Source organism: Aciduliprofundum sp. MAR08-339 (assembly GCF_000327505.1).
Lineage (GTDB): Archaea > Thermoplasmatota > Thermoplasmata > Thermoplasmatales > Aciduliprofundaceae > Aciduliprofundum.
The window spans coordinates 744906-770717 of sequence record NC_019942.1 but is presented as its reverse complement, the minus strand read 5'-3'; the positions used below and the strand labels follow the sequence as shown (position 1 = coordinate 770717).

Below are 25812 nucleotides of genomic sequence, written 5' to 3'. Positions count from 1 at the left end.
ATTACCTCCTTAAAATCTTGGTCTGAACGTTACCATGGGTTTTCTTATTAAGCATATCAAGAAACTCTCCTTGCATGCCGGCGGGTATCTCAACCACACCTATCCAGGAACCATCCTTCTGCCACTCCTCTTGAAGTAGGGTACCCATCTTGCTCAATTCACCGTAAATCTTTCCGTACATATCTCCACTAACCTTGACGGCTATTTTTAATTTTTCAAACCGAATTGGAATTATGGGCCTTAGGGCCTTCAACACAATAGGAACTTGGGCTTCCACAGACTTGAGGGGATCTATATGTACCTTGGCCTCCTCCATGGCCAATTCAATACGCTGTGGAGGATGCGGTGCTCCAGTTTGCGGATTTATGGCATTTCTCGCAATTTCCATTATTATTCTCCTTTTCTTATCCTCAAGCATCTTGCGTCTCTGCTCTGTGGTTAATTGCACCTGACCCTTTAGTATTATCTGCCTTGCAACCTCATTCACATCGGTGGTGCCAAATACCTCCTTCACAAGTTCCTCACTTGCCCTATCTCCTTTATGCGCATCCTTAAAAATCTCATCTATGACCATGTAATCCACGATGTTTGTTATCTTCCCCGATTTTATGTCGTCTATGGCATCCGGGTCAACAAGAATCTCAAATCTGTGGCCGGCATGCTCGTAACGTGCAATGATGGCATCCTCAAGCCTTACCATTTTCACTCCTCTTTACTTTCCTTGCTCTTCTTATACTCTTCAACATATTTGGCAACTTCATCATCGCTCATCAAAGTAAAATTCTCACCCTTCTTTATGTAACCGATTTCAAGCGTTATGGGATTGACCTCCTCCTCGTTGACCATGTCTATGGCCTTAAGACCGAGCATCAGTGCTTCATGGAAATCCATATCCTCACGATACTCATTTTCAAATAACTCCATCACCGTTTCGCGACCTCCTCCAATACAGTCGGCCTTATAACCCATTATGGTGCCGCTTGGATCCGTCTCCATAAGGTAAATCCCCCTATCATCAACACCGGCTATCAGGAGGGATGCCCCGAAGGGTCTCACACCACCATATTGGGTGTACTGCTGCTTGTAATCACTTACGCGCTTTACCAGGTGTTCAACGGATATACCCTCCCCATAGGTTACACGCTCGATCTGAGCAACTAAACGGGCATAATCCACGAGAACTCTGGCATCCCCTACCAAGCCGGAGGTGGCACACCCGATATGGTCATCAATCACAAATATCTTCTCCATGCTCTTGGGCTCAAGCAGTCTGCTTCTTATCCTCTTATCCGCCATCAGGATAACCCCATCCTTGAACTTCAATCCCACAGTGGTGGTACCCCTCTTAACGGCTGCTCGAGCATACTCAACCTGAAACAATCTTCCATCGGGACTAAACACTGTTATTGCCCTATCATACGCCATCTGCGCTGGTTGCATCTTCTATCACCTCTCAACTTTGAATGGAATATACGCACTCATTATAAAACTTTATGCCCAAATATAAGTCCCGGCTCCCGGATTCGAACCGGGGACCTGCGGATCTCTGCTGAGCGGCGTTTTGCATCCGCCCTCGGATGCATCCCAACTACAGTCCGCCGCTCTAGCCAGACTGAGCTAAGCCGGGTCAAATGGGAGAAATAAAAAGGGGTATTTAAGATTTTATCTTAGCAAGGGCTGATTGCGTAGCCAGTCAATGTCACTTATGTAAAGGTCCCTTATGTCCTTGAGACCAAGGATTATCATTGCCAGCCTCTCCAATCCGAGGCCCCATGCAAGTACAGGATACTCTATGCCCAGGGGCTCTGTGACCTCCGGGCGAAATATGCCCGCACCCCCCAGTTCTAGCCACTGGTCGTTGTAATACACCTCCACCTCAAGGCTGGGCTCCGTATAGGGAAAATAGGAGGGACGAAATCTTATGGTTGGAAAGCCCATGAGGGAGTAGAATTCCTTGAGAATGCCCAGAAGGACCTGAAAATTGGCATCCTCGTCCATGTATATGCCCTCTATCTGGGTGAACTCGGGAAGATGTGTGGAGTCCATATTCTCCCTTCGGAATACCCGTCCGATGGAGAACATACGCACAGGAGGCTTGCGATGCTCGTAAAGATACCTTATGGAATTCACCGTTGTATGGGTACGGAGCATTGCCCTCTCTGCAATTTCCTCACTCCATTCATACCGCCAGCCACGGCTTATACCTCCCCCATTTTCGTGCATATCCTTTACCTTGAGCATATATCCACGATCCTCAATTGGAATCCTTGCAGGCTTCTTAAGGTAGAAGGTGTCCTGCATCTCCCTGGCAGGATGGTCCTGCGGAATGAAAAGGGCATCCATATCCCAGAAGGCACTGACCACATACTCACCCTGAACCTCGTCAAAGCCCATCATAAGGAATATCCTGCGAATCTTCTCTATTATTTGCGTTAGGGGATGTGGCTTGGCAGAGTACATCCTCGGGGCGAATAGGCCCACATCATAACGCTTCAACTCGTAATCTCTCCATTTTCCCGTCTGAATCAATTCAGGAGTGAGTTGCGTGATTTCCTCCTTTATCTCAATTCCCTCATCCAGAATCTTCCTTCCGAGATTCGTCAGAGAGACGTACCTTATTATGCGCTCCTTCTTCTTTATAAGCCCCTTTCTGCGAAGAAGATCCTTAATTATCTCAAGGTCAACCTCACCCTCCTTCAAGCACCGCTCCCTCAGCAAGCTCAAAAGGTTTTTCCTTTTCTCAATCTCATCATCAACATTCACAAACTTGAGTTTTCCATTTTCAAGAGGGATCCCCATTTTCCTTAGATGCCCCATTCCAACGGTCACAACGTTCTTGGGAAGGATCTTGAACAGTTCCCTTATTTCTAACTCCCTCCTCTCCTTCAGAATTTCATATATCTGAACCTCTGGCAATTCCTCATCCCTGTTGAGGCAGTACTCCACATCCATCTTCTCCCTTATTTTAACGAGTCCCTTTACCCTGAGCCAGGAGAGCGCGTTCATAACCTCAACCATCTGCGAGAATTTTCCGATTTCCAATATTTCATCGGTGCTTACCTCATCTTTGCCCGCTTCTTTGATGGCAAGGAGAACACGCTTTTCGAGGTTACTGAGTTCCATACTAGTGCATGGGCAACTTCTTTAAATAATTTGCAATACTCCACCTATGAAACTCTTCGGCACTGCCGGGATAAGGGGTGTCACAAATAAAGACATAACTCCACAACTGGCAGCTGAGATAGGGCTGGCCTATGGCTCTTCATTTTCGGGAAAGATTGCCGTGGCCCGGGATAATCGTTATGGAGCAAAGATGATTGAAGACGCCCTGGTATCTGGTTTGCTTGGAGCAGGAGCGGAAGTGCACCTCCTTGGGATCATACCCCTTCCCATCTTTGCAAGATACGTGGCAGATTTTATGGACGGGGGAATCATAGTCACGGGCTCACACACACCACCCCATATAATAGGAATTGTGGCTGTGGACGAACTTGGAAGAGATATGTACTGGGACAAATCGAAAAAAATTGAAGAAATATACGAAAGAAAGGATTACAAACTTGTGCCGTGGGACAGGATAAAGGAGCCAATTTACGATGATGCCCTTGAAAATTATATGAAGTTCGTGGAAGGGGAGGCAAGGGGGCTTGATGGATACAAAATACTTATTGATCCTGCCAACGGTGCGGGGGCTGGTATCATAAACAGAATTTTTGAGGACCTGGGCTTTGCTGTGAGATGCATAAACTGCGATAGAAGGCCCGTACCCAACAGACCATCGGAGCCCAGAAGGGAAAATCTTGTAGAGTTGGCAAAATTATCCAATGACTTTGACCTGGCAATCGGAACTGATGTGGATGCAGACCGTGTTCTCTTCGCCTCCTCAGGTAATGTTTATTCTGAGGATTCAATAGGTGCACTACTGGCTTCGCACTATGCAAGAAAAAAAATTGTCACTCCAATAAATTCATCCAAACTCATTGAAAAAGTGGCCAATGATAGAGGCTTTAAGGTAATATACTGCCCGGTGGGGCCTCCTGAGATCGCAGAGCACATACTGCAATACAACGCAGATTTTGGCTACGAGGAGACCGGGAAATATATATTCCCTCCCTCAACCCTATGGGGTGATTCGGTACTGACCACCCTGAAGATTCTCAGGATTATGAACTCAACAGGTTCAACTCTGGATTCACTTCTACAGGAATTTCCGAGATATTACCAGATAAAGGAAAAATTCCCAGTTGAAAGGGAGATGAAGAGAAAAGTCGTTGAGAGAATAGGTGATTTTCTTGAAAAGAACCCGCCAATAGGTGTGGAAAAAATACTAAGGATCGATGGAGTTAAACTTATTTACGAAGATTCCTGGCTCCTCATAAGGGCATCAGGCACTGAGGATGTGATACGGGTTTTCTCCGATGCCTCATCAGAGGAGAGGGCAAGGGAACTTGTGAACTTTGGGCTTCGCTTGGTCAGAGATTTTCTCTTCTCCCTGCAAGGGTGAAATAGGCCAGGAGAGCATCAAGCTGGATACGCTCGTTGGCCCCCTCAACCATTCTGAACTCTATCTCTCCCGTTCTATCAAGTAGTTCAACCTTGAGCCTGTCATCAATGGGCAAATCGTAAATCACACGGTGAATCTGCTTTATTACATCCTCTCCAGAGAGGCCCAGCTCCACAAGGAGTTTGTTCAACTTGTTTCTGGCAGATATGAAATCCCCACCCAATGCCTTTTTTACCACTTCCTCAACATCCTCCCTCTTTGCAATGCCTGTAGCCTTGTAAACTGTACCCTCATCGATGGTATCCGATATGGCCGCGGACATCTGGAGAATGTTTATGGCCTTGCGCATATCCCCAGATGAAATGTAAACTATGGCATCAAGGGCATCATCCGTGATTTCCTTGCCTTCGTTCTCCGCTATGTATCTCAACCTCTTTTTTATATCCTCAGCCTTCAGAGGTGTGAACCTGAAAACGGCACATCGGGATTGAATGGGCTCGATTATTTTTGAGGAGTAATTGCAAGAGAGAATGAAACGGCAGGTGCGAGAGTACATTTCCATGGTACGCCTTAGGGCTGCCTGAGCGTCAGGAGTCAGGGCATCCGCCTCATCGAGAAAAATTATTTTAAAGCCAACATCGTTGGGCGCGGCAGTTCTCGCGTACTCCTTTATCTTTGTTCGGACAATCCCTATGCCTCGCTCGTCACTTGCATTCAACTCGTGAAAACTGGACCTCCAGTTATCCCCAAACAACTCCCTTGCGAGGGCTATTGCACACGTAGTTTTTCCCGTTCCTGCAGGACCTGCAAAAAGAAGATGGGGCATACTCTTTGCCTTCACATAGGATTTGAGACGCTCTACAATCTCCTTCTGCCCCACAACCTCATCAAGGTTTTTGGGCCTGTACTTCTCAACCCAAACATCTTCCATATTTGCCGTTATGGGTTGGGAAATTAAATAATTTTGCCCGTTGTTCAAAAAACGCCGGGGGAGGGATTTGAACCCTCGCACCCCTTAACGGAGTACAGGCTCTCCAGGCCTGCGCCTTACCACTCGGCAACCCCGGCCCCGTGGTAAATCCGCTTCCCTTATTTTATTTTTTCTGGAGTGTGTAAAAGAAAAATTTAATATGAGAAAAATATCTCCTATCCCAGTGCCACCGTAGCTTAGCCCGGAAGAGCGGCTGACTTGTAAGAGCCCTTTCTCTAAAGAGAAAGCGCTTCATCGGAAAGAGAGGGCACCGGGAAATCAGCAGGTCGGGGGTTCGAATCCCCCCGGTGGCTCTTATTATTCGATGATTGTACTACTCTTCGACTGTTGTACCATAAAGGACATATATATACCTCTGGATTTTCTGTCAGGTGATCGAATGAAAAAGGCTTTGATGTACGGAATTGCCATTGTTCTGGCAATAGTTGCTGTGGGGGCAGGTGCATACTACGTAATCTCACAGCCTGGTGCAGAGAATACGCAGGAAAGCAATCCTTCCGGAGGTACTCCTGAGCATAAATGGACCTCAATAAAAGAATATGTATATTCCCTGCCTTACCAGAATCTCAGCAAGGAGGAGATCCAGGGATTGCAGTACATGCGAGAAGAGGAAAAAATGGCCCATGATGTGTACATTTATGCATACCACAAGTATGGAACGAGAATATTTAAGAACATTGCCAAATCTGAGAGCACTCACACATATATGGTCTCTGTGCTCCTTGAGAAGTACAACATAACTGATCCTGCAAAAAACGAGCCAGAAGGTGTATTTAAAAACTCAACGATACAGGCACTCTACTGGAAACTTGTGGAAAGGGTAAACGAATCTGAAAAGAGTGCACTTATAGTGGGTGCCAATATTGAAGAACTTGATATAGTGGATATACAGCACTGGCTCAATAAAACGGACAATCAGGACATAAAATATGTTTACACAAACCTCACCAACGGCTCAGGGAACCATCTGAGAGCGTTCGTTTCCACATTGAAAAGGATGTATAACTACGAGTATCAACCTGTGTACCTGGGCAAGGAAGAGTACGACAGAATAATTAGCGGTGAAAATCCGTGAGGTGGTAGTATGGGAAAAATTGTATACGCGAGGGCAACAACATCCACCTTCCTCTTCATTTCATTTTTTGTTGTCTTTTTCACAGGTGTGGGTCTTTACATCTCTCCGAGCGGAAGGCTGGCAAGGGAGACTTCGTGGTCATTTTTTGGATTAACCAGGGATGCTCTCACTCTTATACACATACACCGCCTTTATAATGAGTGCTCTGATATTCATCCACATTGCCTTAAATTTTGGAATGTATGCAAGTGAGATGAGAATCCTTGCAAGAAGAAGAAAAGAATAATTTAATATACCAAATTCCACATTTACCCTCAGGCGGGGATGGCCGAGCGGTACGGCGATGGCCTGCTAAGCCATTGGGCTGTTGCCCGCGGGGGTTCGAATCCCCCTCCCCGCGCATCACTTTTGTTTCTGATACTTTGCAAAGAACACATGGGCGTTGGTTAAATAGAAGTTCCACAAACTTGCAAGTACTATGCCAACAAAATCGGCGAGCATGTAATGTATGCCCATCGTCTTGAGAAGCCAGTAGGTCCCCACATTTATGATTATGCCCATAATAAGCGTGAAATGGTAGGCGGCCATCCTCCACCAGACAGAGCGCGAGTAAATCCTGCTGGAAAATACCCAGTAATTGTTCATAAGAAAGGTAATTATGATGCTTAATTCAATGGCCAAGACCAATGAGGGTATATCGGGAAAATCCAAAATTTTGAAGAACAAAAAGAAAAACACCATGTTTATCAGAACGCCTGAAACTCCCGTTAAACCGTACTTTACGAACACAAAAAATGCCCCATACTCTCTCATCATCCTGAGAAAATCCCGCACACGCCTTTTGTTTCCCTTTACATTCTCATCAATCACACATACATTTTTGAATTTCCCGTCCAGCAAAATTTTTGTTAGATTTTCATCCTTCTCGGTGCCATAAACCTCGCCGTGATACCCAAAGACAGGAGATAGGGGATTGTACTGGATCCCTGGAAAAATTGTTTTAACGAGCATCATAATGATTCTGCTCTTGATACTCTCCCTGTAAACCAGAACAAGATCGCAATTTTCCAGTTTTTTTCTGACCTTATCTTCAATATCCATCTAATCCCACATTGATCCTTGGTTTATAATTTTTTATCATTTTTCCATAAATTTGACCATGTGGTAAAGCATTTTATTGCACATACCCTGAATAAATGGTCCGGTGATAAAATCTATCTCCGTCTTTCTACCCATCTCAATATCCTGCAGCATACTGGACCGATTTTTAGCGGTTTTTTCAATTACATCCATGGCGAGCGAGAACACATCCGCATAAATGCCCATATCGGAAAGAACTGCGGAGCACTCATCAGCCACGCATTTTACTATCTCAACAAGCTCTTTATCAGCAAGTTTTCCGTTGGGAACACGCATTATGGCGGTTAAAGGATTTATACAGGCGTTTATGGCTGCTTTAACCCACCTTCTTTCCATTATATCGTTAACAACCTCAACCCTCAACCCACATTCTGTAAAATTTTCAGCAAAATGAATAACTCTCTCACTAAACCTTCCATTTTCCTCTCCAATAAAAGTATCGCCGTATCCGGCATACATAACCACACCTGGCAGGGTTCTGGTTGCGCCCATGGTCGTAACTCCAGGTATTACATCAAAACCATATTTTTTTAGAATATCAACAACACCAACACCATTCTGAAATGTTATCACTGGCTCTCCATCATACTGCTTTTTTATCTCCTCCGCCGCACTCTCTGTTTGGTAGGCCTTTACCGTCAAAATGAGGAGATCAAAACCACCAGGGTAATGGTCCAGTGCATCAATGTGAAATAAATCATTGACCATGCCCTCAACCCGCAATCCATTCTCCTGTATGGCCCTTAAATGCTCTCCTCTTGTTATGAGAAGAACATCATTTTTTCTGGAGAGTATTGCTCCCAAGACGCTTCCCAGAGATCCTGCTCCGAATACCGCTATTTTCATCCCTACCTCCCTCCTCAGCGAACACGGCCTTCCTGCTCACCAGATAGTTCCACAGGGCTGCACCACCAACTCCACCAAAATAGGCAATTTTAATGGGTAAGGATAGAATCAACAATACGCCAAACACAAGGGTCTGAACAACAAAACCGCCGAAAAGTGCAATATGATATGCCACCAACCTCTGCCACATGGTCAGTTTATATTTCTCTTTCCTGAAAACCCAAACATCATTGGGATAGAATGTTACCAAAATTCCGGCCTCCACGGACAGGAGATAAGGCAGTATAAATGCGTATGGACTGGCCTCTGGAGGTAATCTATGAGTTGCCTCCATTATAATCAGCGAGCCAACCCCTGCACCTAAAATTCCCACAAGGGTAAATTTTATGAAGGTGATCAATTCATTTTTACTGTCCATTCTCCAGACCCTCTAGGGCTTCTCGAATCTCATCATCATCAGGACTTCTTCTCAGCGCCTCCCTCAGGGCACGCTTTGCCTCTTCAATCATATCCATATTGGCATAGGAAATACCCATGGCGTACCAGGCATCCGGGTCGTCCGAAATATCTATGCATTTTTTAAAAGCTTTTATTGCCTCCTTATACCTTTCAAGATAGTGTAACGCCAGACCCTTGTTGTACCAAGCGTTATCGTAATCATCTTCAATTTGGAGCGCATGCTCTGCGGATTCAAGGGCTTTCTCGTACTTCTCCTGAAAGAGCTGGGAAACCGCGAGGTTGTTCCATGCCTCGGCATCCTCCGGATTGATCTCCACCAATTTTGAGTAGTACTTCTCAGAAATGTCATATTTTTCCTGGGCATCATAGCAGGATGCGAGATTGTACCATGCATCTATATTTTCAGGGTCCATTTCAGTCACCCTGCGGAAGTACTTGGCCGCATCTTTGTAGTTCTCATTATCAAAGAGAATCATTCCCTTTAAAAGCAGGAGATCCTCATCCTCGCCCTCTTTAAGCAGTTCATCCACAATCTCAAGGGCCCCTTCGTCATCGTCCATGGACCTTAATATATAGGCCTTGTAGGTGAGGGCCTTTTTATCCCGCCCCTTTTTCAGAACTTCCTCTATGAGTTCAAGCGCTGGCTGATAAAGCCCCATCTGAAGGTATTTTTGAACGTCCTCTTCCCATTGCTCCATGAAGATACATCACCTAATCCCATAAAAAAGTATTGCTGGGGAAGTTTTATAAGCGCCATCTTTTTATTCTTTCTGTGGAATTCCCATATGAGTTCAGGAAAGTGCAGCGCACAATTGTAAGGGACATTGAAAACGCACTGGAGAATTCTTTTCACATGGTTTTCGAGGCTCCAACAGGCTCCGGAAAAACCATAGCAACCCTATATCCCTCTGTAAAATATGCCCTTAAACACGGTATGAAGATACTGTATCTCGTGCATACAAATTCTCAGGAGCAGCAGGTGATAAAAGAGGCAAAGAAACTCGGAGTTAGTGTTGTGGCAATGCAGGGAAGATCCCACCTATGCCCCCTATCAAGAGAAAGAGAAGATATGAAGGACGGCACTCCAGAGGAACTCGCCTTACTATGCGGCAAACTTAAAAAGGATGTTCTCAGCGGAAAAGATGAGGCATGCCCATATTTCAGTAACTACATTGAGCGGGGTGAAAAACTTAGAAAAATAATAATGGAGGGGCACCCTGCGGAGGAAATTTTCCTCATTGGAAAGGAGATGGAAATATGCCCCTATGAGGCCCTTAAGGATTCCATTCAGGAGGCCACTGTTGTGGTTTTTCCCTACATCTACTTTTTTTACCCATTCATAAGAAGAAGCATACTGGATAAGATGGGAGTCTCCCTTCAGGAGATGATACTGATCGTGGACGAGGCCCACAACATCCCTGAATTTGCAAGGGAACTCCAGAGCATGGAACTATCAGTTAAATCGCTGGAGAGTATGGAAAGGGAAGCCCTTGAGTTCGGAAATCCCCAGGTACTTGGGCATAATCTCGCCGACTTGGCCGAGTTTTTGAAAGAGGCAATATACAGCATGGAGAAATTCGTGCAGGATGAGGAGGGGATAATACCAGATTATGCATTTGAAGATTCGCTATCCCTGCTTCTTGGAACGGGCATAAACAGTATTGAAGAACTTGCAAAAAACCTCATTTATTATGGAGAGATGGTAAGGGAAGAGAGAATCAAAAAAAGGAAACTTCCAAGATCCCACATTCACCACGCAGGCTCATTTCTACACCTCTGGAAGAGAAGCTATTCCTACGAATACGTAAGGCTCGTTAGATGGAGTAGCAATCCTTCCCTTGAAATTTATTCAATGGATCCTAGCCTGGTTACCGAGGTTCTGTTGGGGGTGCATTCCTCCATTCACCTTTCGGGCACCCTGCAACTTGAAGAGTACAGAAATCTTGTGGGGCTTCCTGAGAAAACCATGGTTAAGAGGTACCCCTGGCCCTTTCCAAGGGAGAATTTAAAGGTGCTTTATGTGGACGACGTGACCACAAAGTACGGAGAGGTTGAAAAACACATCGAGAGGTACGCGGAATACATTGAGGAAATAATATCCATGGGAAGAAACACCGCCATATTCTTCCCCTCCTATTCAATTCTCTCAAAGATAAGGGAACTGATAGGTATGGAGGTTATGGCCGAAGAGAGGGGAATGAAAACGTACAGATTGCACGGTATGATTGAGAAATTCAGGAGCGAGGGAGGAACACTTTTATCAGTGATTGGTGGACGGGTATTTGAGGGACTCGATTTTCCAGGGGAGCAGCTTGAAATCGTGGCAATAGTGGGAATTCCCTATCCAAAACCAACCCCCAAACTCAGGACCCTTGAAATGTACTACGATTCGAAATTTGGAAACGGATGGGAATACACATTTAGAACACCTGCTTTGATAAAGATGAGACAGGCAATTGGCCGTTTAATAAGAGGTCCAAAGGACAGGGGAATCGCAATAATCCTGGATAAGAGAGCGGCCTCTTTCAGAAGGGAGATACCCATGCAAAAGGCAGAGAACATAAAAGAGGAAATTGAGAATTTTTTCAGGAAATGAAAAAGGGGAGGAGGGGCGTCATCGTGATATGTGATTGATGAGTGTATACAATTCGTATACCTGTAAATGGATATGCGTATGTTGTATTTAAAACATTCGCCGTGCTATTTGATAACAAATGCCGTTATTTTCACAATTTCCCAGCTATGAGAAAAATCTCAAAAATGCATCTCTGGCATCATCACTGCTGAATTTCTGAATCCTTGGGCCTTTTTTTCTCATAATTGCCTTAACCACCCCAGCAAATTTACCCTCCTTTATGACAACGAATCCTGAAAATTCTATGGGAAGAAACAGCTGCAGGATATGCACCAGGGGATCCCTCGGCTCAAGAATTATTGTGCTATCGTATATCTCCACAAAATCCATTTCCTGGAGATCGTTGCCCGGTAATCTGTAGATCTTTCCATCGTTGAGATACGCACCCTTTACCAGTGGGCGATTATCGAGAACTTTAACAGCCTCCCATGGGGAAATATGATTCGCACTCAATATTTCAACGATTTCTGGACTTATTAGACCAAAGGCCTTGATAAGGTTATCTATGAACTTCTCAATGGCATACTCCCTTGAGTATTTTGATTCCACAAGAATATAACCACCAGGATATTTTGCCACATAATTGGCATGGTAGAGGGAGTCAACGGCTCTAGATGTTCTCTCCCTCCCTAGGGGAGATTCCTCCAGTAAACTCTGGAAATTCATCTTCTTGAACTTCTGCAATATGCTCAGAACAACGCGCATATCCTCATCGATCTCCTCCTGCCTTATGGCCTGAAATATGGATATATGCTCGGGAACCGCATAAATTGTATGCCCCATTAAATCCACAGACTCATACAACAATTCCGAGCGGAAATATTTATCAATGGAAATGGGTCTGTAGGCGCGAATTGTTTCAAAATCGTTGTGAAGCCCCATAAGTAGTTTTGATACGTCCAGCGTGGTTTTCAATTTTCTTCCCGCAATAACACGATTCTTCCAGAGGAGGTACCTCAGCATCTTCTCAGGTTCAATTACCCGCGCATCAACATCACCTGAAATGTAATAATCACCTATCTTTCTGTACCCACTGCTCTCAGGATTCTCAGAAGTTAGCACTATTCCCTCATCCCTCAATTTTTCGTAAAGTTCCTTATCCCCATAGGTCTCCTTGACAAGGATAAAATCGGCATGCCTCTTCATATCCAAAATTGATAGTATTTTTCCATCCTTTACGTAAACATTGCTCAAAACCTCACCGAACCTATCGTATATCTCGTTCAATCTAGTGTAAACGTAGGGATCCGTTGAAGGTAAAATACAAGAGCCTTTGCCCCGGAGCGAGAAATCATCATCCATATGGTAGTACAGTTTTCCATCCGAACTTACCTTCTTGAACATGCCCAGATGGTCCTTGGGATCCAGGAAGGTGAGATTCTCAATATCCTTTTTAGTCAAGGGCCCATATCCCCTCACAATTCTCTGGAAGAACTCGGATTCATCACCCCGAGGATCCATTTTCATTATTCCAAAGGGATAGGACTGGGGAGCCTTGTTGAAGACCACCTTTCTGTAAATGTAAAGGTTGTTTTCCAATTTTTCAATTATCCTCTTAACCTCGTGGGGATAAAGATTGCTCATCTCCTTTATCTTGGCGTAGGTGGCCCTGCTTCCAAGCAATGCAATTTGGGAAAGCACCTTCTCCTCATTTTCACTCAATTTTTCCCTTCTGTAAACAGAGATCAAAAGAGGAGCATTCTTTAAATTCGTATAGCAGAGTTTGCCACCCATGAATCTCCCATAAATCACCTTTCCCTCACGCAGGGTATTCTGAAAATCATCATAGCAGCCCCGGGCTCTGAGTGAATCTTCGCTAAATGCAACCAAGAATCTGTCAAAAAATTCATCAAGGCTCATATCCCTCACAATTTTACCAAATCTGTATGATTGCAGAGCCTCTCTGCACATTCCAGATTCTTTCCTAAGGGACTCATAATCGTCACGAAGCATGTACTGCTCTCCATAGCCTATCAAGAAATTGCCCCTGACAACCTCACCCTCCTCAACAAGGTACTTCAAGGCCTTTTGAACTTCATCCTCCGAGATGTGCAAGGAGTATACAATCTCCTCAAATGTGAGCGGCGCACGGAAGTACAGGAGTTTTTTTATAAGCATTTCAAGGGCGTATTCTCTATTTATTTGCAGGGGCTCTCTCATGTACCACCATGTCTCCTTACCACGGACTCTCCTTCCCACCAAATAGGCCTTTTCCATATCGTGCAAAACCTCAAGAACTTCCTGTACCCGGAGACCTTTTTCCTTGGATATATCCTCGGCCCTTTTTATCCCCTCAAACTCAATTGTACTCCTTGGTTCCCTGGCGTAAAGGGTTGAAAATATAGGATAGTTTTCCTCGGTGGTCCAGAGAAGACGGGTCGTGTAAACTGAGACAATGCTCCCATCCCAAATGTACTCTTCAATTTTACTCCTCAACTCATCAACCTGCATTTCGGAGAACTCAAACACATTGATGCCCCTGCGGCGCAGCACATCCGCACCTGGGGCAAGTTTGAGGAACTCAATGATATCTTCCGGTGTCCGGATCTTGAACTTGTTCTGAAAATGAGCCATCACCTGTGCCTCATCAAACATGGAGGCAAGTTCTTCCTTTGGAATGACCCTTTCAAGTAATTTCATGTGCAGCTCCTTGAGCAGAGCGCTCCTATCCTCCATAAGCACAATGTCAGAGATACCCGACAGGATAATTGAATGGGCAAATACACTGGGTGCATCACTGTAAGGTATGACCTCCAATTCAATTTTTCCATTTTCAATATCTTTCAGAACTTTGAGAGCGTTGGGTAGATCCATGACTATATTGAATATCTCGTTAAATGTTTCCTCCATCACGGGGAACTTCTCAATCTCGCTTAGAAGTTTTAGAATTTTGTCACTTCTCAACTGCTGCCTTGCCACCGATATATCCCGGCCCTTGTAACGGCGAAGAACCATAAACGAACGGGATGCCACATGCCTGAACCTCTGCTTGAAAAGTTCCGTGTTGAATATAGCCCGGCGAAGGGTATCCTCAAGTTCATCGGAGGACAAAATGCTCTTCATTTCATCAAGTTTCACCCTTCTCTTCAGGGTCAGCATAAATGCATCGTCCGTTATGCTTATTCCCACATTTACCCCGTATTTCTCCGTGAGTTTGTAGGCGTATGCCCTTGAGAGGGCATCGTTAACCCTCCTTCCAAAGGGATAATGAAATATTATGTTGTGCTTTCCTGAGAGGCCAACATAACCCTCTATGACCACCCTCCTATGGGTGGGAACGATGTGGTGCATACCCTGCTTTATATACGATACCACGCTTCTCGCACCCTTGTAATCGAGGTAGTAATCCTTCATAAGGATCTCAATGGTTTTTCTCTCACCATTATCCCTTATGCTCCTCTCCACAAACTCCCTGAATTTCCCAACCTCAATGCTCAAATCAAAGGATCTGGGCAGCATCTCTCCCACCCAGGAGGGTACCGTTGGGCGCTTTCCGGTTGCATCCTTGACTATGACCTTTCCCGTGCGTATGCTCAAAACCTCATAACTTCTCGCACCGAGGACAAAGACATCACCCTTTCTGAGGCGCTCCACAAATTTCTCACTGAGGGTGCCCAACCTCTTTGAGGTATTATCCATAACAAGGTAATCCGCCTCATCGGGGATTGTACCCATGTTCATGAAGTAAATCATGCGACTGCTCCTCTTGCGTCCAAATACCATGTCCTCCTCATCAAACCAGATCTTGGAGTAAACGGTATCGCCAAGCACATGTCCCCCAAGGTACCTGAGCACATCCAGAAACTTCTCAAGGGATAAATCATGATAGCAGTATGAGCCCCTGATTAGTCGATACGCTTCATCCACACTCCACCTTTTCTCTATGCTCATTCCAACAATGGTCTGAGCCAGAACATCAAGTGAGTTCTTCGGAATGCTAACCCTGTCAATCTTTCCATCGTAGGCGCATTTTACAAGGGTAGTGCATTCAATCAAATCATCATTGTCAAACACGAGAAATCTGCCCTTGGCGGTGGCTCCATAGGCATGACCACTGCGCCCGATTCTCTGCAGTCCCTTGGCTATGCTCTTGGGCGAGCCTATTTGCACAACCACATCAATGTAGCCAATATCTATTCCCAGTTCAAGAGATGTGGAGGATATCACCGCCTTCAACTCCCCATTTTTAAGGGCCCTCTCGACCCGCAGTCTCGTCTCCTTGCTCAGGGAGCCATGATGTGCCTCAAGTTTATCCACCCCCCTCTCCTTCAGTTTATAGGCAACATGCTCTGTGCCGCTCCTGGTGTTTGTGAATATGAGTGTTGTGCGATGCCTGTTGATTATATCCACAAGCATATCGTACATTTTCTCGTTGGCAACCTCGTAGGGAACCATGGTCAGGTCCTCCACGGGAGTGAGAACCTTCAAATCCAGTTTTTTTCTGGCCTCAACTTCAACAATATGCACGTCCCTTGGCTTATCTCCAGCATAGCCACCCAGAAACTTTGCAATCTCCTCAATTGGTGCCTGAGTTGCACTCAACCCTATGCGCTGAAACTCTCCTGCGAGATAACCCAGACGCTCAAGGTTTAGGGAGAGCATTACCCCCCTTTTGTTGTTGGCCAGCTCGTGAATCTCGTCCACAATCACATAGCGCACATCCCTGAACCTCTCCCTGAATTTGGGAGCCGTGAGAACCAGAGCCAGGGATTCTGGAGTGGTGATGAATATGTGGGGTGGCTTGCGAAGCATCTTCTGCCTCTCTGATGTGCTCGTGTCACCTGAACGCACTGCAACGCGAATCTTTGGAATCTTCATTCCCTTACTCTTCGCAAGGGAATTTATCTCGGCAAGAGGAATTTCCAGATTTCTGTGTATGTCGTTTGCAAGGGCTTTCAGTGGTGATATGTACACGCAGTAGACCTTATCCTCAAGTTTATCATCCTTAGCAAGCAAAAAAAGTTCGTTGATTACCGATATGAACGCGGTTAAGGTTTTTCCGCTTCCAGTGGGGCTTGATACGAGAACATTCTTACCGCTGTGTATGAGAGGTATTGCATAACTCTGGGGCTCCGTGAGTGTTGTGTACTTTGAACTGAACCACTCCCGAATAATGGGATCAAAAAGCGATAGTACCTCCTCCATACTGTACTGTTTAACTGCCCTGTGCATATGATACCCTCAGAATTTTAGGATTAGCGTATAAAGGCATATAAGTTTTGCCGTTGGAAGAAATAAGAGGTGCAACCATCGTCCCGGGAGAGCACTGGATTGATGATGGGAATAAAAATCTCGGTTGAGGAAAATTTATTTAGAAGATGGGAATTTGCTTATCCATGAAACCAAGAAAAATAAAAGGGAGAATCTGGCTCATCACCGACAAGGATGGAAAAAGGATTGACAATATTGACACGGATATGATTTTCCACAACAGGTATCTCTACATCACCGACATGAAGGAGATGGGCAATTACGCATTCTCAAACCTACCTGGATGGGAGGATTTTCCAAAGAAGGCGAAGCCGGGGGATATTCTAGTGGTTGGACGCAATTTTGGAGCCGGCTCTTCAAGGCAGCAGGCTGTGGATTGTTTCATAGCCCTCGGAATATCGGCAATAATAGGAGAGTCATTTGGAGCCATATACAAGAGAAACGTGATAAACTCAGGCCTGCCACTCATAGAGGCCCCAGGAATATTCAACTCGGGTCTAAGCTCAGGAGATACGGTTGAGATAAACCTGGAAACGGGGGAGATACTCAGGGACGGAAAACTCGTTTTCAAGGCAAAACCCATGTCAAAGGTGGCCCTGGACATATACGACGCTGGAGGAATATTTGAGTACGGAAAGCGGTTGGAAAATGCGTAGAGTCACTGCCATAATATCTCTCTTCCTCGTATCTGTGGTGTGGGGTGCCACATTTCCCCTTGTAAAGGCTTCCCTGGAATACATAACACCAATGGGTTTCATCACCCTCAGATTTCTCTTGGGATTTGCGCTTCTTGCCCTTTTCCTTTTGAAGAATTTGAGGGTAAAAAGGGAGGAACTGCTCCCAGGATTAGTACTCTCCATATTCCTTTTTCTGGGTTATATGTTCCAAACCATAGGGCTTAAGTACACATCCTCATCCCACTCCGGGTTCATCACGGGTCTGTACGTGGTGTTCACACCCATTTTTGCCATATTCCTGCTGAAGGAAAAAATATCACTGAAGGTTGCCGCGGCCATACTTCTTTCTTTGTTGGGACTCTATCTGCTATCAAACATGAGTGGTGGAATGAACTTTGGGGATTTCCTGACACTCCTATGCGCCATCGCCTATGCCGTGCAAGTGGTCCTGGTTGCAAAGTACAGCAGACTACACGATCCCACGGAACTGACCATAATAGAACTGGGATTTGTGGCCCTGTTTTCCGCGGGAGGGTGGGGCCTTGAGGGATTTCAGATTGAGTGGAGCCCACTGATGCTCTTTGGTGTGATATTCACGGGCATATTTGCAACAGGCATTGCGATTCTGGCACAAACACACTCCCAGAGGGTTTTACCCTCATCCCAGGCTGCGATAATATACACAACAGAGCCCGTTTTTGCTGGTATCTTTTCATACATTTTACTGGGGGAGGGACTCACAACGCGGGGAATGGTCGGAGCTATTCTCATTCTCCTTGGAATGCTCCTAGTAGCCCTTGATAGATCTCCCTCATAGCCACGGTTGCAGGCTTGCGGATCACAAAATCTGCGTATCTGCTCACGGGTGTTTTCTCTAAGTTTATCTCAACAATTTTGGCTCCATGACTCCAGGCCACCCGTGGCAGGTAAGCCGCCGGATAAACCTGAGCGGAGGTGCCTATGACAAACATCACGTCGCACTCCTCCGATAGTTTGTACGCTTTATCCGCATCGTAGACTGGCTCACCGAACCAAACAACATCAGGCCTCAATAAACCTCCACATTTCCCGCATTTTGGAGGTATCTCCCTTAAAGGCACATCATAATTGTAATCAACCCTCCCACACTCCGTGCATTTTGTGCGCCATATGTTTCCATGCAGTTCAATCACATTTCTGCTTCCTGCCCTCGTATGCAGACCATCTATGTTCTGAGTTATGACCCATAAATCGTAGTGATTCTCCATCTTTGCCAGAACCATATGGGCCTCGTTGGGCTCAGCCCTTGCTATGTTGATCCTCATCTCATCGTAGAATCTCCAAACAAGTTCAGGATCTCTCTCAAATCCCTCCACCGTTGCAACCTTCTCCACGGGATAGCCCTCCCACAGCCCTCCAGAGCCACGGAAGGTTGGTATGCCACTCTCAGCACTTATGCCCGCTCCTGTCAGAGCAACTATTTTTTTAGCATCCAGAAGAATCTCTATTAACCCTTGGTGACACATAATTCCCTATCTCCACAAACGTTAAAAATATTAACCTTGAGAACATTGCATTTAGGAAGGTGAGCGGATGCACGATGTTAATTACAAATCAATGGATGTTGAGAAGGTAATGGATGTATTGAAAACATCAAAAAATGGACTGTCAGAGGAGGAGGCAAGGAGAAGGTTAAAAAGATATGGACTCAACGAAATACCGGAAAAAAGGGTTAACCCGATTATCAAATTTCTCTCGTACTTCTGGGGCCCGATTCCTTGGATGATTGAAATTGCGGCTGCCCTGTCCATTTTGGTGCATCACTGGGAAGATTTCTGGATAATCTTTTCCCTGCTCATCCTGAACGCTATTGTGGGGTTCTGGGAGGAGAAGAAGGCAGAAGACGTGATCAAGTACCTACAGAACAAAATGGCCGTTAGAGCCCGCGTACTACGGGATGGGAGGTGGAAGGTCATACCCGGGAAGTACCTTGTTCCCGGAGACATGGTGCGCATAAGGATGGGTGATATAGTACCTGCAGACATAAAGCTCATTGAAGGTTCATTTCTCTCGGTGGACCAATCTGCCCTGACAGGCGAATCTTTGCCCGTAACCAAGAAAAAGGGAGACATAATATTTTCAAGTTCCCTCGTGAAAAAGGGAGAAATGACGGGCATTGTGGTTGCCACGGGGCTTCACACCTATTTTGGTAAAACCGTAAAACTCGTTGAGGAGGCAAAGACTGTTAGCACTTTCCAGAAAATGGTACTGCGCGTTGGAAACTACCTCATACTTCTCGCCATAATTCTGGTGTCCATTGTATTCTTCGTTGCACTCTACAGACAGGAGAGTATACTGGATACCCTAAGATTCAGCCTCGTGCTCACTGTGGCGGCAATTCCCGCAGCGTTGCCCGCCGTACTATCAATAACCATGGCCGTTGGTGCTTTTAATCTGGCCAAAAAGCATGCCATCGTAAGGAAACTCACAGCCATTGATGAACTTGCTGGAGTGGATATCCTCTGCTCAGACAAAACGGGCACGCTAACAAAGAACAACCTCACCACAGGTAAGGCTGTGGCCTTTGGAAATTACTCAAGGGAGGATGTCATATTTTACGGAGCGCTGGCCTCCAGGGAGGAGGATCAGGATCCAATAGATCTTGCCATTCTCAAGGCTCTTAAGGATTACAAACTGGAAGAAAAGTTCAAAGATTACAGACAGAGCAACTTTGTTCCCTTTGACCCTGTAAGTAAGAGAACCGAGGCTGAAATCTCAGGGGTTAAAAACTTCAAGGTATCCAAAGGTGCGCCCCAGGTTATAATTTCCCTGTGCAAAATGGATGAGGAGGACAAGAAAAGGGTGGAAAAAATAGTTGAGGGTTATGCAAAGCACGGGTTCAGAACACTGGGCGTCGCTGTAAATTTCAATGATCATTGGGATTTTGTGGGAATAATACCCCTCTTTGACCCGCCGAGACCCGATGCTCCCAGGGCAATAAAAACCATAAAAGCTCTGGGTGTGAAGGTGAAGATGGTAACGGGAGACCATGCCTCCATAGCCAAACACATAGGGGAGATGCTTGGAATAGGTAAAAATGCCATATCCATGGAGGAACTCAGAAAGAAAAAGATGGAGGGACGAGAGATAGGGCACATCATAGAAAAGGCAGACATATTTGCAGAGGTTTTTCCGGAGGACAAGTACGATATTGTTAATGCCCTGCAAAAGGAGGGGCACCTGGTAGCGATGACGGGAGATGGTGTTAATGATGCACCTGCACTAAAAAAGGCCGATTGCGGTATAGCGGTTTCTGGGGCAACGGACGCTGCAAGAGCGGCAGCGGCGGTTGCACTTCTCGAACCGGGATTGATGGTAATAGCAGATGCCATAAAGGAAGCAAGAAGGATATTCGCAAGGATGGAGAGTTATGTGGTATACAGAATAACGGAGACAGTTCGAGTTCTATTTTTCATAGCCCTATCCATCCTTGTCTTCAATTTTTATCCAATAACTGCAGTTATGATAGTTCTGATAGCCCTTCTAAACGATGTGCCCATTTTGGCAATTGCCTACGACAACGTGAATGTGCACAATAGGCCGGTTAAATGGGATATGCACAAGGTCATATTCCTCTCCTCCGTACTAGGATTCACAGGGGTGATCAGTTCATTCCTGCTATTTTACATAGCCAAGGATGTTCTTATGCTTGGGTTGGGAGCAATTCAAACGTTCATATTTCTCAAATTAGCCGTGGCTGGACATCTCACAATATTCATCACGAGAAGTGAGAAATTTCTGTGGAGCAAACCATATCCCGGAGGATTGCTTTTCTGGTCAGCGGTTGCCACAAAGGCAATAGCCACCCTCATTGCGGCCTTCGGCATCTTCATAACGCCCATAAACTGGTGGCTCATAGGACTCGTATGGGGCTATGCCCTCCTGTGGATGTTCATTCTTGATCAGGTTAAGGCCTGGACCCTGAAATACATTCACACCCTCTACTGATTTTTACTGAGTTCCCTGATTATTCTCCTAGCGGTTGGAGTTGCGGCTATACCTCCCATACCCGTTTCTCTCAAACTCTCAGGAAGATTCTTTCCAACACGATGCATTGCTTCCACAACCTCATCAAAGGGAATCACGCTTTCTATACCTGCAATTGCCATCTCGGCGGTGGATATTGCCACATTAACAGCAACCCCATTGCGCTTTACACAGGGTACCTCAACAAATCCCCCAACCGGATCGCATACCAATCCCATTAGGGATTTTATGCTTAACGCGGCTGCATGGGAGCATTTCACAGCATCCTGAGATACAAAATAAGTTAGAGCAGAGGATGCCATGGCCGCTGCGGTCCCTATCTCCGCCTGGCATCCACCCTCTGCACCAGAGATGGTGGCATTCTTTTCAATTACCCAACCAACGCCCCCTCCCACTATAAATGCATTTAACAGGGCTTCTTCTCTGGCTCCAAGATGCTTTTTGAGTGCATAGAGAATACCAGGAACAACACCACAAGCACCACCTGTGGGGCAGGCAACAACCCGGCCCATGGAGGCGTTGCTTTCCGCCAGAGACAGGGCAACAACCATCGCCGTGTGGGAAAATTCACTCACAAACCTTGGAGAACTAAGGGATAACTTAAATCCGTTCTCTCCCGTTAGCCCTGCAAGGGTTTTCTGCTTCTTACCATACTGCTTCTCAGCCTCCTCGAGCATCACATTGAGAAGCTTCCTCATCTCCTCCCTCAGAAGTTCCACAGGCACACCGGTCTCTATCATTTCCTGCTCAAGTATTACATCGGGTAAGGCCCTGCCATCCTTCCATTTTTTCACAAAATCTTCAAAACGCATCTTCATCACGACCTATGTAGTAAAATTCAAGCACATACGGATTGCTCATAATCTCCCTCCTGCACCTTTCAGATGGTTCCTCATCTGTTTCAATTATAGCCACAGCGATCCTGTGAAGGGCATCAGTTCTCTTAACGTAAAGATTTGAAATATTGACCTTCAAATCCTCCAGAATTCCCCCCACTGTTCCTGGGAGATCCCTTATGACCATCACCATGGTGTGGTACTCCCAAGACAGGGAGCACTCACAATCATTTATCCTGGTTATTCTTATTTCTCCACCGCCTATGGATGAGCCCATTATCTCCCACGTATGTCCATCCTTGAATGTTGTTATGAGAATGGTGTTTGGATGCACATCACCCAAGTCGCTGCTCTCAAATTCATACCTGAGACCGATGGATCTTGCAATATCCAGGGCATTCCTTATCCTCTCATCGTCTGGACGCATACCCATAATACCAGCAATTAGGGCCTTATCGGTTCCGTGTCCAAATCCGGTATCTGCAAAGGAGCCGTGAAGGTGAAAGATGACCCTATCGGGAACACCTCCCACGAACTTGTGCACAAATCTAGCAATGCGAAGTGCTCCAAGGGTGTGGGAACTTGAGGGTCCAACCATCACGGGACCCACAACATCCAGCAGGGACATATGGGTGCATAGGGTTTCCGGCTATTAAAATTATTTCCAAAAAAATTATAAACGATCAGGGAGATTGGTGAGGGATGAATTCATACGGTGAGCTACTGGATTCTCTGCCCATTGAAAACAGGGATTTATGGTACTTCACCTGGAAATTCAGGGTGATACTCTTCGCTGCTATCCTTGCCCTCCTGTTTCCTTACGTTATGCTATTTATCACAACAGATGAATACATCACATCTCTCTCCTTGGAGTATTATTCTTTCTGGGCAATTCTTCTCCTCTACTATTTACTCCTACTCTACCCATATTTTAAAGAGAGAAAACTGGAGGGATGGAAACCGGACAACCATACAAACGCCATAGTGTACCTGTCATACTTCATCTCTGCAGAATTTATGGCTTTAGGAGTAATGATCATCCATAGGGCTTCTGGTATGAATTATCTGGGCTTAAAAATCTTCCTGTACTTCACGGGAGTGGGCTCAATTATATTTGGATTTTACGTTCTCCACCTTAGAATCAGAGGTTATACCATTGAAAAGGGAGTGAAAAGGATATACGATATCCCTGATCTGAGAGGGGAGGTCATACGGAGATTGGAGAGCAAATTTCCAGATGCTCAGGTGGGAAGGGGCATGGTTGAAATGGGCCAATTAAAAATTAAAATAACAAACTCCAATTATCGCAGCACAGCCGGCACAGTAAAAATTATGGGCATAACAAAATCCAATGCGGATAAGGTAAGGAAAATCATGAAACTTGTGGACGTACTCGGATAGAGTTTATTGCATTGAAGAGAGTTTTCCAATGGCTTTTGCTATCACACTCGCAACGGTTATTTTACTATGCACACTTTCAATTGTATCCGTGGCTGCAAAGTCGTTCACTCTCTTCATATTCTCCATGGCACGGCCTATGAAAAGCCCGTGGGTGCAGACGGCGTATATTCTCTTTGCCCCCTGCTCACGAAGTTGCTCGGCTGCCCTTGCTATGGTGCCTCCCGTAGATATTATGTCATCCACTATGCCCACCGTCTTTCCATCAGCATCCAAGTTCTTAGGCTTTATGATAACCTCCGTGCCACTCAATCGTGTTTTTTCAAGATAATCAAATTCCACATCCATTTCATTGGCCACGTATCGGGCCCTCTTGTATCCTCCCTTATCAGGGGATATGACCATATCAACACCCTTTGACTTGAGCCACTCTGCAATTGGCTTGGTTGCATGCAGGTGCATGGTGGGAATATCAAACCACTGCAAAACGTTCTCGGAGTGAAGATCCATTCCTATGAAATAATCCGAATTCATACCTATGTGCCTTGCCATAACCCGGGCACTTATAGCCTCTCCAGGCCTGAAGATTTTGTCCTGCCGAGAGTAACCAAAATATGGAACTACAGTTATGATCCTCTTTACTCCCATCTCCCTCAGTGCATCCTGCAGTAAAAATAACTCTATTATTTTCTTATTTGGATGTGTTGTTTGTATCAGCAAAACCTCATCATCAAGATCATCATCTATACGCACGTACAGCTCCCCATCAGGAAATCTCTCAACGTGGGGTCTCACAAAATCAAAACCCAGTTCACGGGCAACCTTTTCCCCAAGACCCAGGGATGCACTGCCTGCAACAACCTTCATATGGGGGTTATGAACCTTCAATTTAAAATATTTTTCCAAAAACAGAGCATAGGGGGCAGAATGCACAGTTTGATGCCCTTTACGCCCATTTCAGGCATAAAATGGAGAAGAATTAAAATTTGAACATCTTATCAAAGAACTCGCCTGCCCCAAAACGCAGCACGTCTTCAGCAGGCAGACCCAGTTCGCTCTCAACCTTCTCCTTGTATGTCTCAATCTCCTCATCACTCATGTGCTCCCCATCGATGGCTATCCCTATCACCTTGCCCCCCGATATGGGTTCTGCCAGTTTCTCATAGAGTTCTATGCTCCTCTCAAGGGGCTGGATTGGATATCCATCATAGTGGTGATGATCCCTTCTGGTAGGGTCATGGGCAAGTATAATCTTCTTGGCATAGGAACCATGCAGTATTGCCAGTGTCACTCCACTGTAAGCGGGATGGGTCAAATCTGCCTGACCCTCAACGAATATCAAATCTCTATCACGTAGCCTGTTCACCATGTCCTCCACGGCACCCGCCATAAAATCTCCGGGAACCCTGTCAATAACAACACCTTCATCACAGCCGACCATTATGCCGGTCTGACCCGTGGCAACGAAGGCAGAGTTCAACCCTCGCAACTTGGATTCCTTGTATAGTTCAACGGTGGTTATCATTTTTCCCACACTGCAATCTGTACCCGCCACGAGCACCGTTGGTGCTCCTCTTCCACTTCCATCTGCAACACGCAAATTCTCTGGGGGCTTGCGCACGTCCCATATCCTTGCCCCATACTCCTCAGCAAGTTTACTAAACTCCCGATCCTCGCTCAGGAAATCGTGAAGCCCGGAAATCACCGTCTTGCCCCTCACAAGAGCTATCCTTATCTCCTCCCTGAAAAACTCTGGAAGTTTGCCCCCGATGGGAGAGTAGCCAACGATGAGAACGTCAAAATCATCCTTAACTTCCTTCAAACTCGCGTATATGGGCACGTGCCTTCTCCCAGGGAACAACTGGGCAGCATCCATACCAGCATGGCTCCTGTCAACTATGGCAACAATCTCATTGGGCGAGTAAAAATACACACCCCTCGCTGTTTTCCCTCCATATCCCACAAAGGTATCGTGGGCCAGTATTGCCAGCCTCATGGTGGATAATCGGGTATC

General features: G+C 45.7%; 22 protein-coding genes and 4 tRNA genes. 10 read left to right on the top strand and 16 right to left on the bottom strand.

The window, feature by feature from the left end:
• Position 1: 1 nt before the first annotated feature.
• From ACIM339_RS04195 to ACIM339_RS04185, 4 genes are all read right to left on the bottom strand, one after another.
• Complete coding sequence (locus ACIM339_RS04195; protein WP_015283365.1) at positions 2 to 700, bottom strand: ribosome assembly factor SBDS; 699 nt, start codon at positions 698 to 700, stop codon at positions 2 to 4.
• A gap of 2 nt (positions 701 to 702) precedes the next feature.
• A complete protein-coding gene (gene psmA, locus ACIM339_RS04190) occupies positions 703 to 1440 on the bottom strand; it encodes an archaeal proteasome endopeptidase complex subunit alpha (protein WP_015283364.1) in 738 nt (245 codons plus the stop codon).
• A 68-nt stretch (positions 1441 to 1508) separates the two neighbouring features.
• A tRNA-Tyr gene (locus tag ACIM339_RS07935) sits at positions 1509 to 1627 on the bottom strand.
• 35 nt (positions 1628 to 1662) lie between these two features.
• Complete coding sequence (locus ACIM339_RS04185; protein ID WP_015283363.1) at positions 1663 to 3123, bottom strand: phenylalanine--tRNA ligase subunit alpha; 1461 nt, start codon at positions 3121 to 3123, stop codon at positions 1663 to 1665.
• A gap of 46 nt (positions 3124 to 3169) precedes the next feature.
• Between ACIM339_RS04185 and ACIM339_RS04180 the strand changes: the two genes are divergently transcribed.
• Positions 3170 to 4504: a phosphomannomutase gene (locus ACIM339_RS04180; protein WP_015283362.1), complete on the top strand. Its 1335-nt coding sequence runs from the start codon at positions 3170 to 3172 to the stop codon at positions 4502 to 4504.
• Here the strand turns inward: ACIM339_RS04180 and ACIM339_RS04175 are convergent.
• Positions 4473 to 5435, bottom strand: a complete 963-nt coding sequence (locus ACIM339_RS04175; protein ID WP_015283361.1) for a replication factor C small subunit — start codon at positions 5433 to 5435, stop codon at positions 4473 to 4475. The two genes, ACIM339_RS04180 and ACIM339_RS04175, sit on opposite strands and share 32 nt — an antisense overlap.
• Before the next feature lie 52 nt (positions 5436 to 5487).
• Positions 5488 to 5572, bottom strand: a tRNA-Ser gene (locus tag ACIM339_RS04170).
• An 88-nt stretch (positions 5573 to 5660) separates the two neighbouring features.
• On the opposite strand from ACIM339_RS04170, the gene ACIM339_RS04165 reads away from it, so the two are divergent.
• The 4 genes from ACIM339_RS04165 (at position 5661) to ACIM339_RS04155 (ending at position 6970) form a co-directional block, all read left to right on the top strand.
• Positions 5661 to 5788, top strand: a tRNA-Thr gene (locus tag ACIM339_RS04165).
• Between the two features lie 86 nt (positions 5789 to 5874).
• The gene (locus ACIM339_RS04160; protein ID WP_015283360.1) at positions 5875 to 6570 is read left to right on the top strand and encodes a DUF2202 domain-containing protein; all 696 of its coding nucleotides are present in this window, start codon (positions 5875 to 5877) and stop codon (positions 6568 to 6570) included.
• Between the two features lie 9 nt (positions 6571 to 6579).
• Positions 6580 to 6822 carry a DUF4405 domain-containing protein gene (locus ACIM339_RS07830; RefSeq protein ID WP_015283359.1) on the top strand — a complete coding sequence of 81 codons (243 nt, stop codon included), beginning with the start codon at positions 6580 to 6582 and terminating at the stop codon, positions 6820 to 6822.
• Between the two features lie 66 nt (positions 6823 to 6888).
• Positions 6889 to 6970: transfer RNA gene (locus tag ACIM339_RS04155), tRNA-Ser, on the top strand.
• Between the two features lie 2 nt (positions 6971 to 6972).
• Here ACIM339_RS04155 and ACIM339_RS04150 read toward each other — a convergent pair.
• Genes ACIM339_RS04150 through ACIM339_RS04135 form a run of 4 tightly spaced genes read right to left on the bottom strand, consistent with a single transcriptional unit; the run spans position 6973 to position 9713 of the window.
• Positions 6973 to 7671 (bottom strand): GtrA family protein, encoded by a 699-nt coding sequence (locus ACIM339_RS04150; protein ID WP_015283358.1) that lies wholly within the window; start codon positions 7669 to 7671, stop codon positions 6973 to 6975.
• 36 nt (positions 7672 to 7707) lie between these two features.
• A complete protein-coding gene (locus ACIM339_RS04145) occupies positions 7708 to 8556 on the bottom strand; it encodes a ketopantoate reductase family protein (RefSeq protein WP_048103775.1) in 849 nt (282 codons plus the stop codon).
• Positions 8486 to 8974: a GtrA family protein gene (locus ACIM339_RS04140; RefSeq protein ID WP_015283356.1), complete on the bottom strand. Its 489-nt coding sequence runs from the start codon at positions 8972 to 8974 to the stop codon at positions 8486 to 8488. The genes ACIM339_RS04145 and ACIM339_RS04140 overlap by 71 nt, the downstream gene beginning before the upstream one ends.
• Positions 8964 to 9713 carry a tetratricopeptide repeat protein gene (locus ACIM339_RS04135; protein ID WP_015283355.1) on the bottom strand — a complete coding sequence of 250 codons (750 nt, stop codon included), beginning with the start codon at positions 9711 to 9713 and terminating at the stop codon, positions 8964 to 8966. Before ACIM339_RS04135 ends, ACIM339_RS04140 begins: the two co-directional genes overlap by 11 nt.
• 74 nt (positions 9714 to 9787) lie before the next feature.
• Here ACIM339_RS04135 and ACIM339_RS04130 point away from each other — a divergent pair, with 74 nt between their 5' ends.
• Positions 9788 to 11611 carry an ATP-dependent DNA helicase gene (locus ACIM339_RS04130; protein ID WP_015283354.1) on the top strand — a complete coding sequence of 608 codons (1824 nt, stop codon included), beginning with the start codon at positions 9788 to 9790 and terminating at the stop codon, positions 11609 to 11611.
• 144 nt (positions 11612 to 11755) lie between these two features.
• Here the strand turns inward: ACIM339_RS04130 and ACIM339_RS04125 are convergent, their stop codons facing one another.
• The gene (locus ACIM339_RS04125) at positions 11756 to 16822 is read right to left on the bottom strand and encodes an ATP-dependent helicase (RefSeq protein ID WP_015283353.1); all 5067 of its coding nucleotides are present in this window, start codon (positions 16820 to 16822) and stop codon (positions 11756 to 11758) included.
• A 164-nt stretch (positions 16823 to 16986) separates the two neighbouring features.
• Here ACIM339_RS04125 and ACIM339_RS04120 point away from each other — a divergent pair, with 164 nt between their 5' ends.
• Positions 16987 to 17517 (top strand): 3-isopropylmalate dehydratase small subunit, encoded by a 531-nt coding sequence (locus ACIM339_RS04120; RefSeq protein ID WP_015283352.1) that lies wholly within the window; start codon positions 16987 to 16989, stop codon positions 17515 to 17517.
• Positions 17510 to 18355, top strand: a complete 846-nt coding sequence (locus tag ACIM339_RS04115) for a DMT family transporter (RefSeq protein ID WP_015283351.1) — start codon at positions 17510 to 17512, stop codon at positions 18353 to 18355. The genes ACIM339_RS04120 and ACIM339_RS04115 overlap by 8 nt, the downstream gene beginning before the upstream one ends.
• Here ACIM339_RS04115 and ACIM339_RS04110 read toward each other — a convergent pair.
• Complete coding sequence (locus ACIM339_RS04110) at positions 18306 to 19043, bottom strand: NAD-dependent deacylase (protein WP_015283350.1); 738 nt, start codon at positions 19041 to 19043, stop codon at positions 18306 to 18308. The genes ACIM339_RS04115 and ACIM339_RS04110 overlap by 50 nt on opposite strands.
• A gap of 67 nt (positions 19044 to 19110) precedes the next feature.
• Here ACIM339_RS04110 and ACIM339_RS04105 point away from each other — a divergent pair, with 67 nt between their 5' ends.
• The gene (locus ACIM339_RS04105) at positions 19111 to 21525 is read left to right on the top strand and encodes a plasma-membrane proton-efflux P-type ATPase (protein ID WP_015283349.1); all 2415 of its coding nucleotides are present in this window, start codon (positions 19111 to 19113) and stop codon (positions 21523 to 21525) included.
• Here the strand turns inward: ACIM339_RS04105 and sdaAA are convergent.
• Positions 21519 to 22376 (bottom strand): L-serine ammonia-lyase, iron-sulfur-dependent, subunit alpha, encoded by an 858-nt coding sequence (sdaAA, locus tag ACIM339_RS04100; RefSeq protein ID WP_048103773.1) that lies wholly within the window; start codon positions 22374 to 22376, stop codon positions 21519 to 21521. The two genes, ACIM339_RS04105 and sdaAA, sit on opposite strands and share 7 nt — an antisense overlap.
• Positions 22366 to 23028, bottom strand: coding sequence for an L-serine ammonia-lyase, iron-sulfur-dependent subunit beta (gene sdaAB / locus ACIM339_RS04095; protein ID WP_015283347.1), 663 nt, complete (start codon positions 23026 to 23028; stop codon positions 22366 to 22368). The genes sdaAA and sdaAB overlap by 11 nt, the downstream gene beginning before the upstream one ends.
• 74 nt (positions 23029 to 23102) lie before the next feature.
• On the opposite strand from sdaAB, the gene ACIM339_RS04090 reads away from it, so the two are divergent.
• Entirely contained in the window at positions 23103 to 23801 is a 699-nt protein-coding gene (locus ACIM339_RS04090) for a hypothetical protein (RefSeq protein ID WP_015283346.1), read from the top strand.
• 3 nt (positions 23802 to 23804) lie between these two features.
• Here ACIM339_RS04090 and ACIM339_RS04085 read toward each other — a convergent pair whose 3' ends face one another.
• Positions 23805 to 24665 carry a ribose-phosphate diphosphokinase gene (locus tag ACIM339_RS04085; protein ID WP_015283345.1) on the bottom strand — a complete coding sequence of 287 codons (861 nt, stop codon included), beginning with the start codon at positions 24663 to 24665 and terminating at the stop codon, positions 23805 to 23807.
• A 112-nt stretch (positions 24666 to 24777) separates the two neighbouring features.
• Positions 24778 to 25794, bottom strand: a complete 1017-nt coding sequence (locus tag ACIM339_RS04080) for a DUF1611 domain-containing protein (protein WP_015283344.1) — start codon at positions 25792 to 25794, stop codon at positions 24778 to 24780.
• Positions 25795 to 25812: the final 18 nt, after the last annotated feature.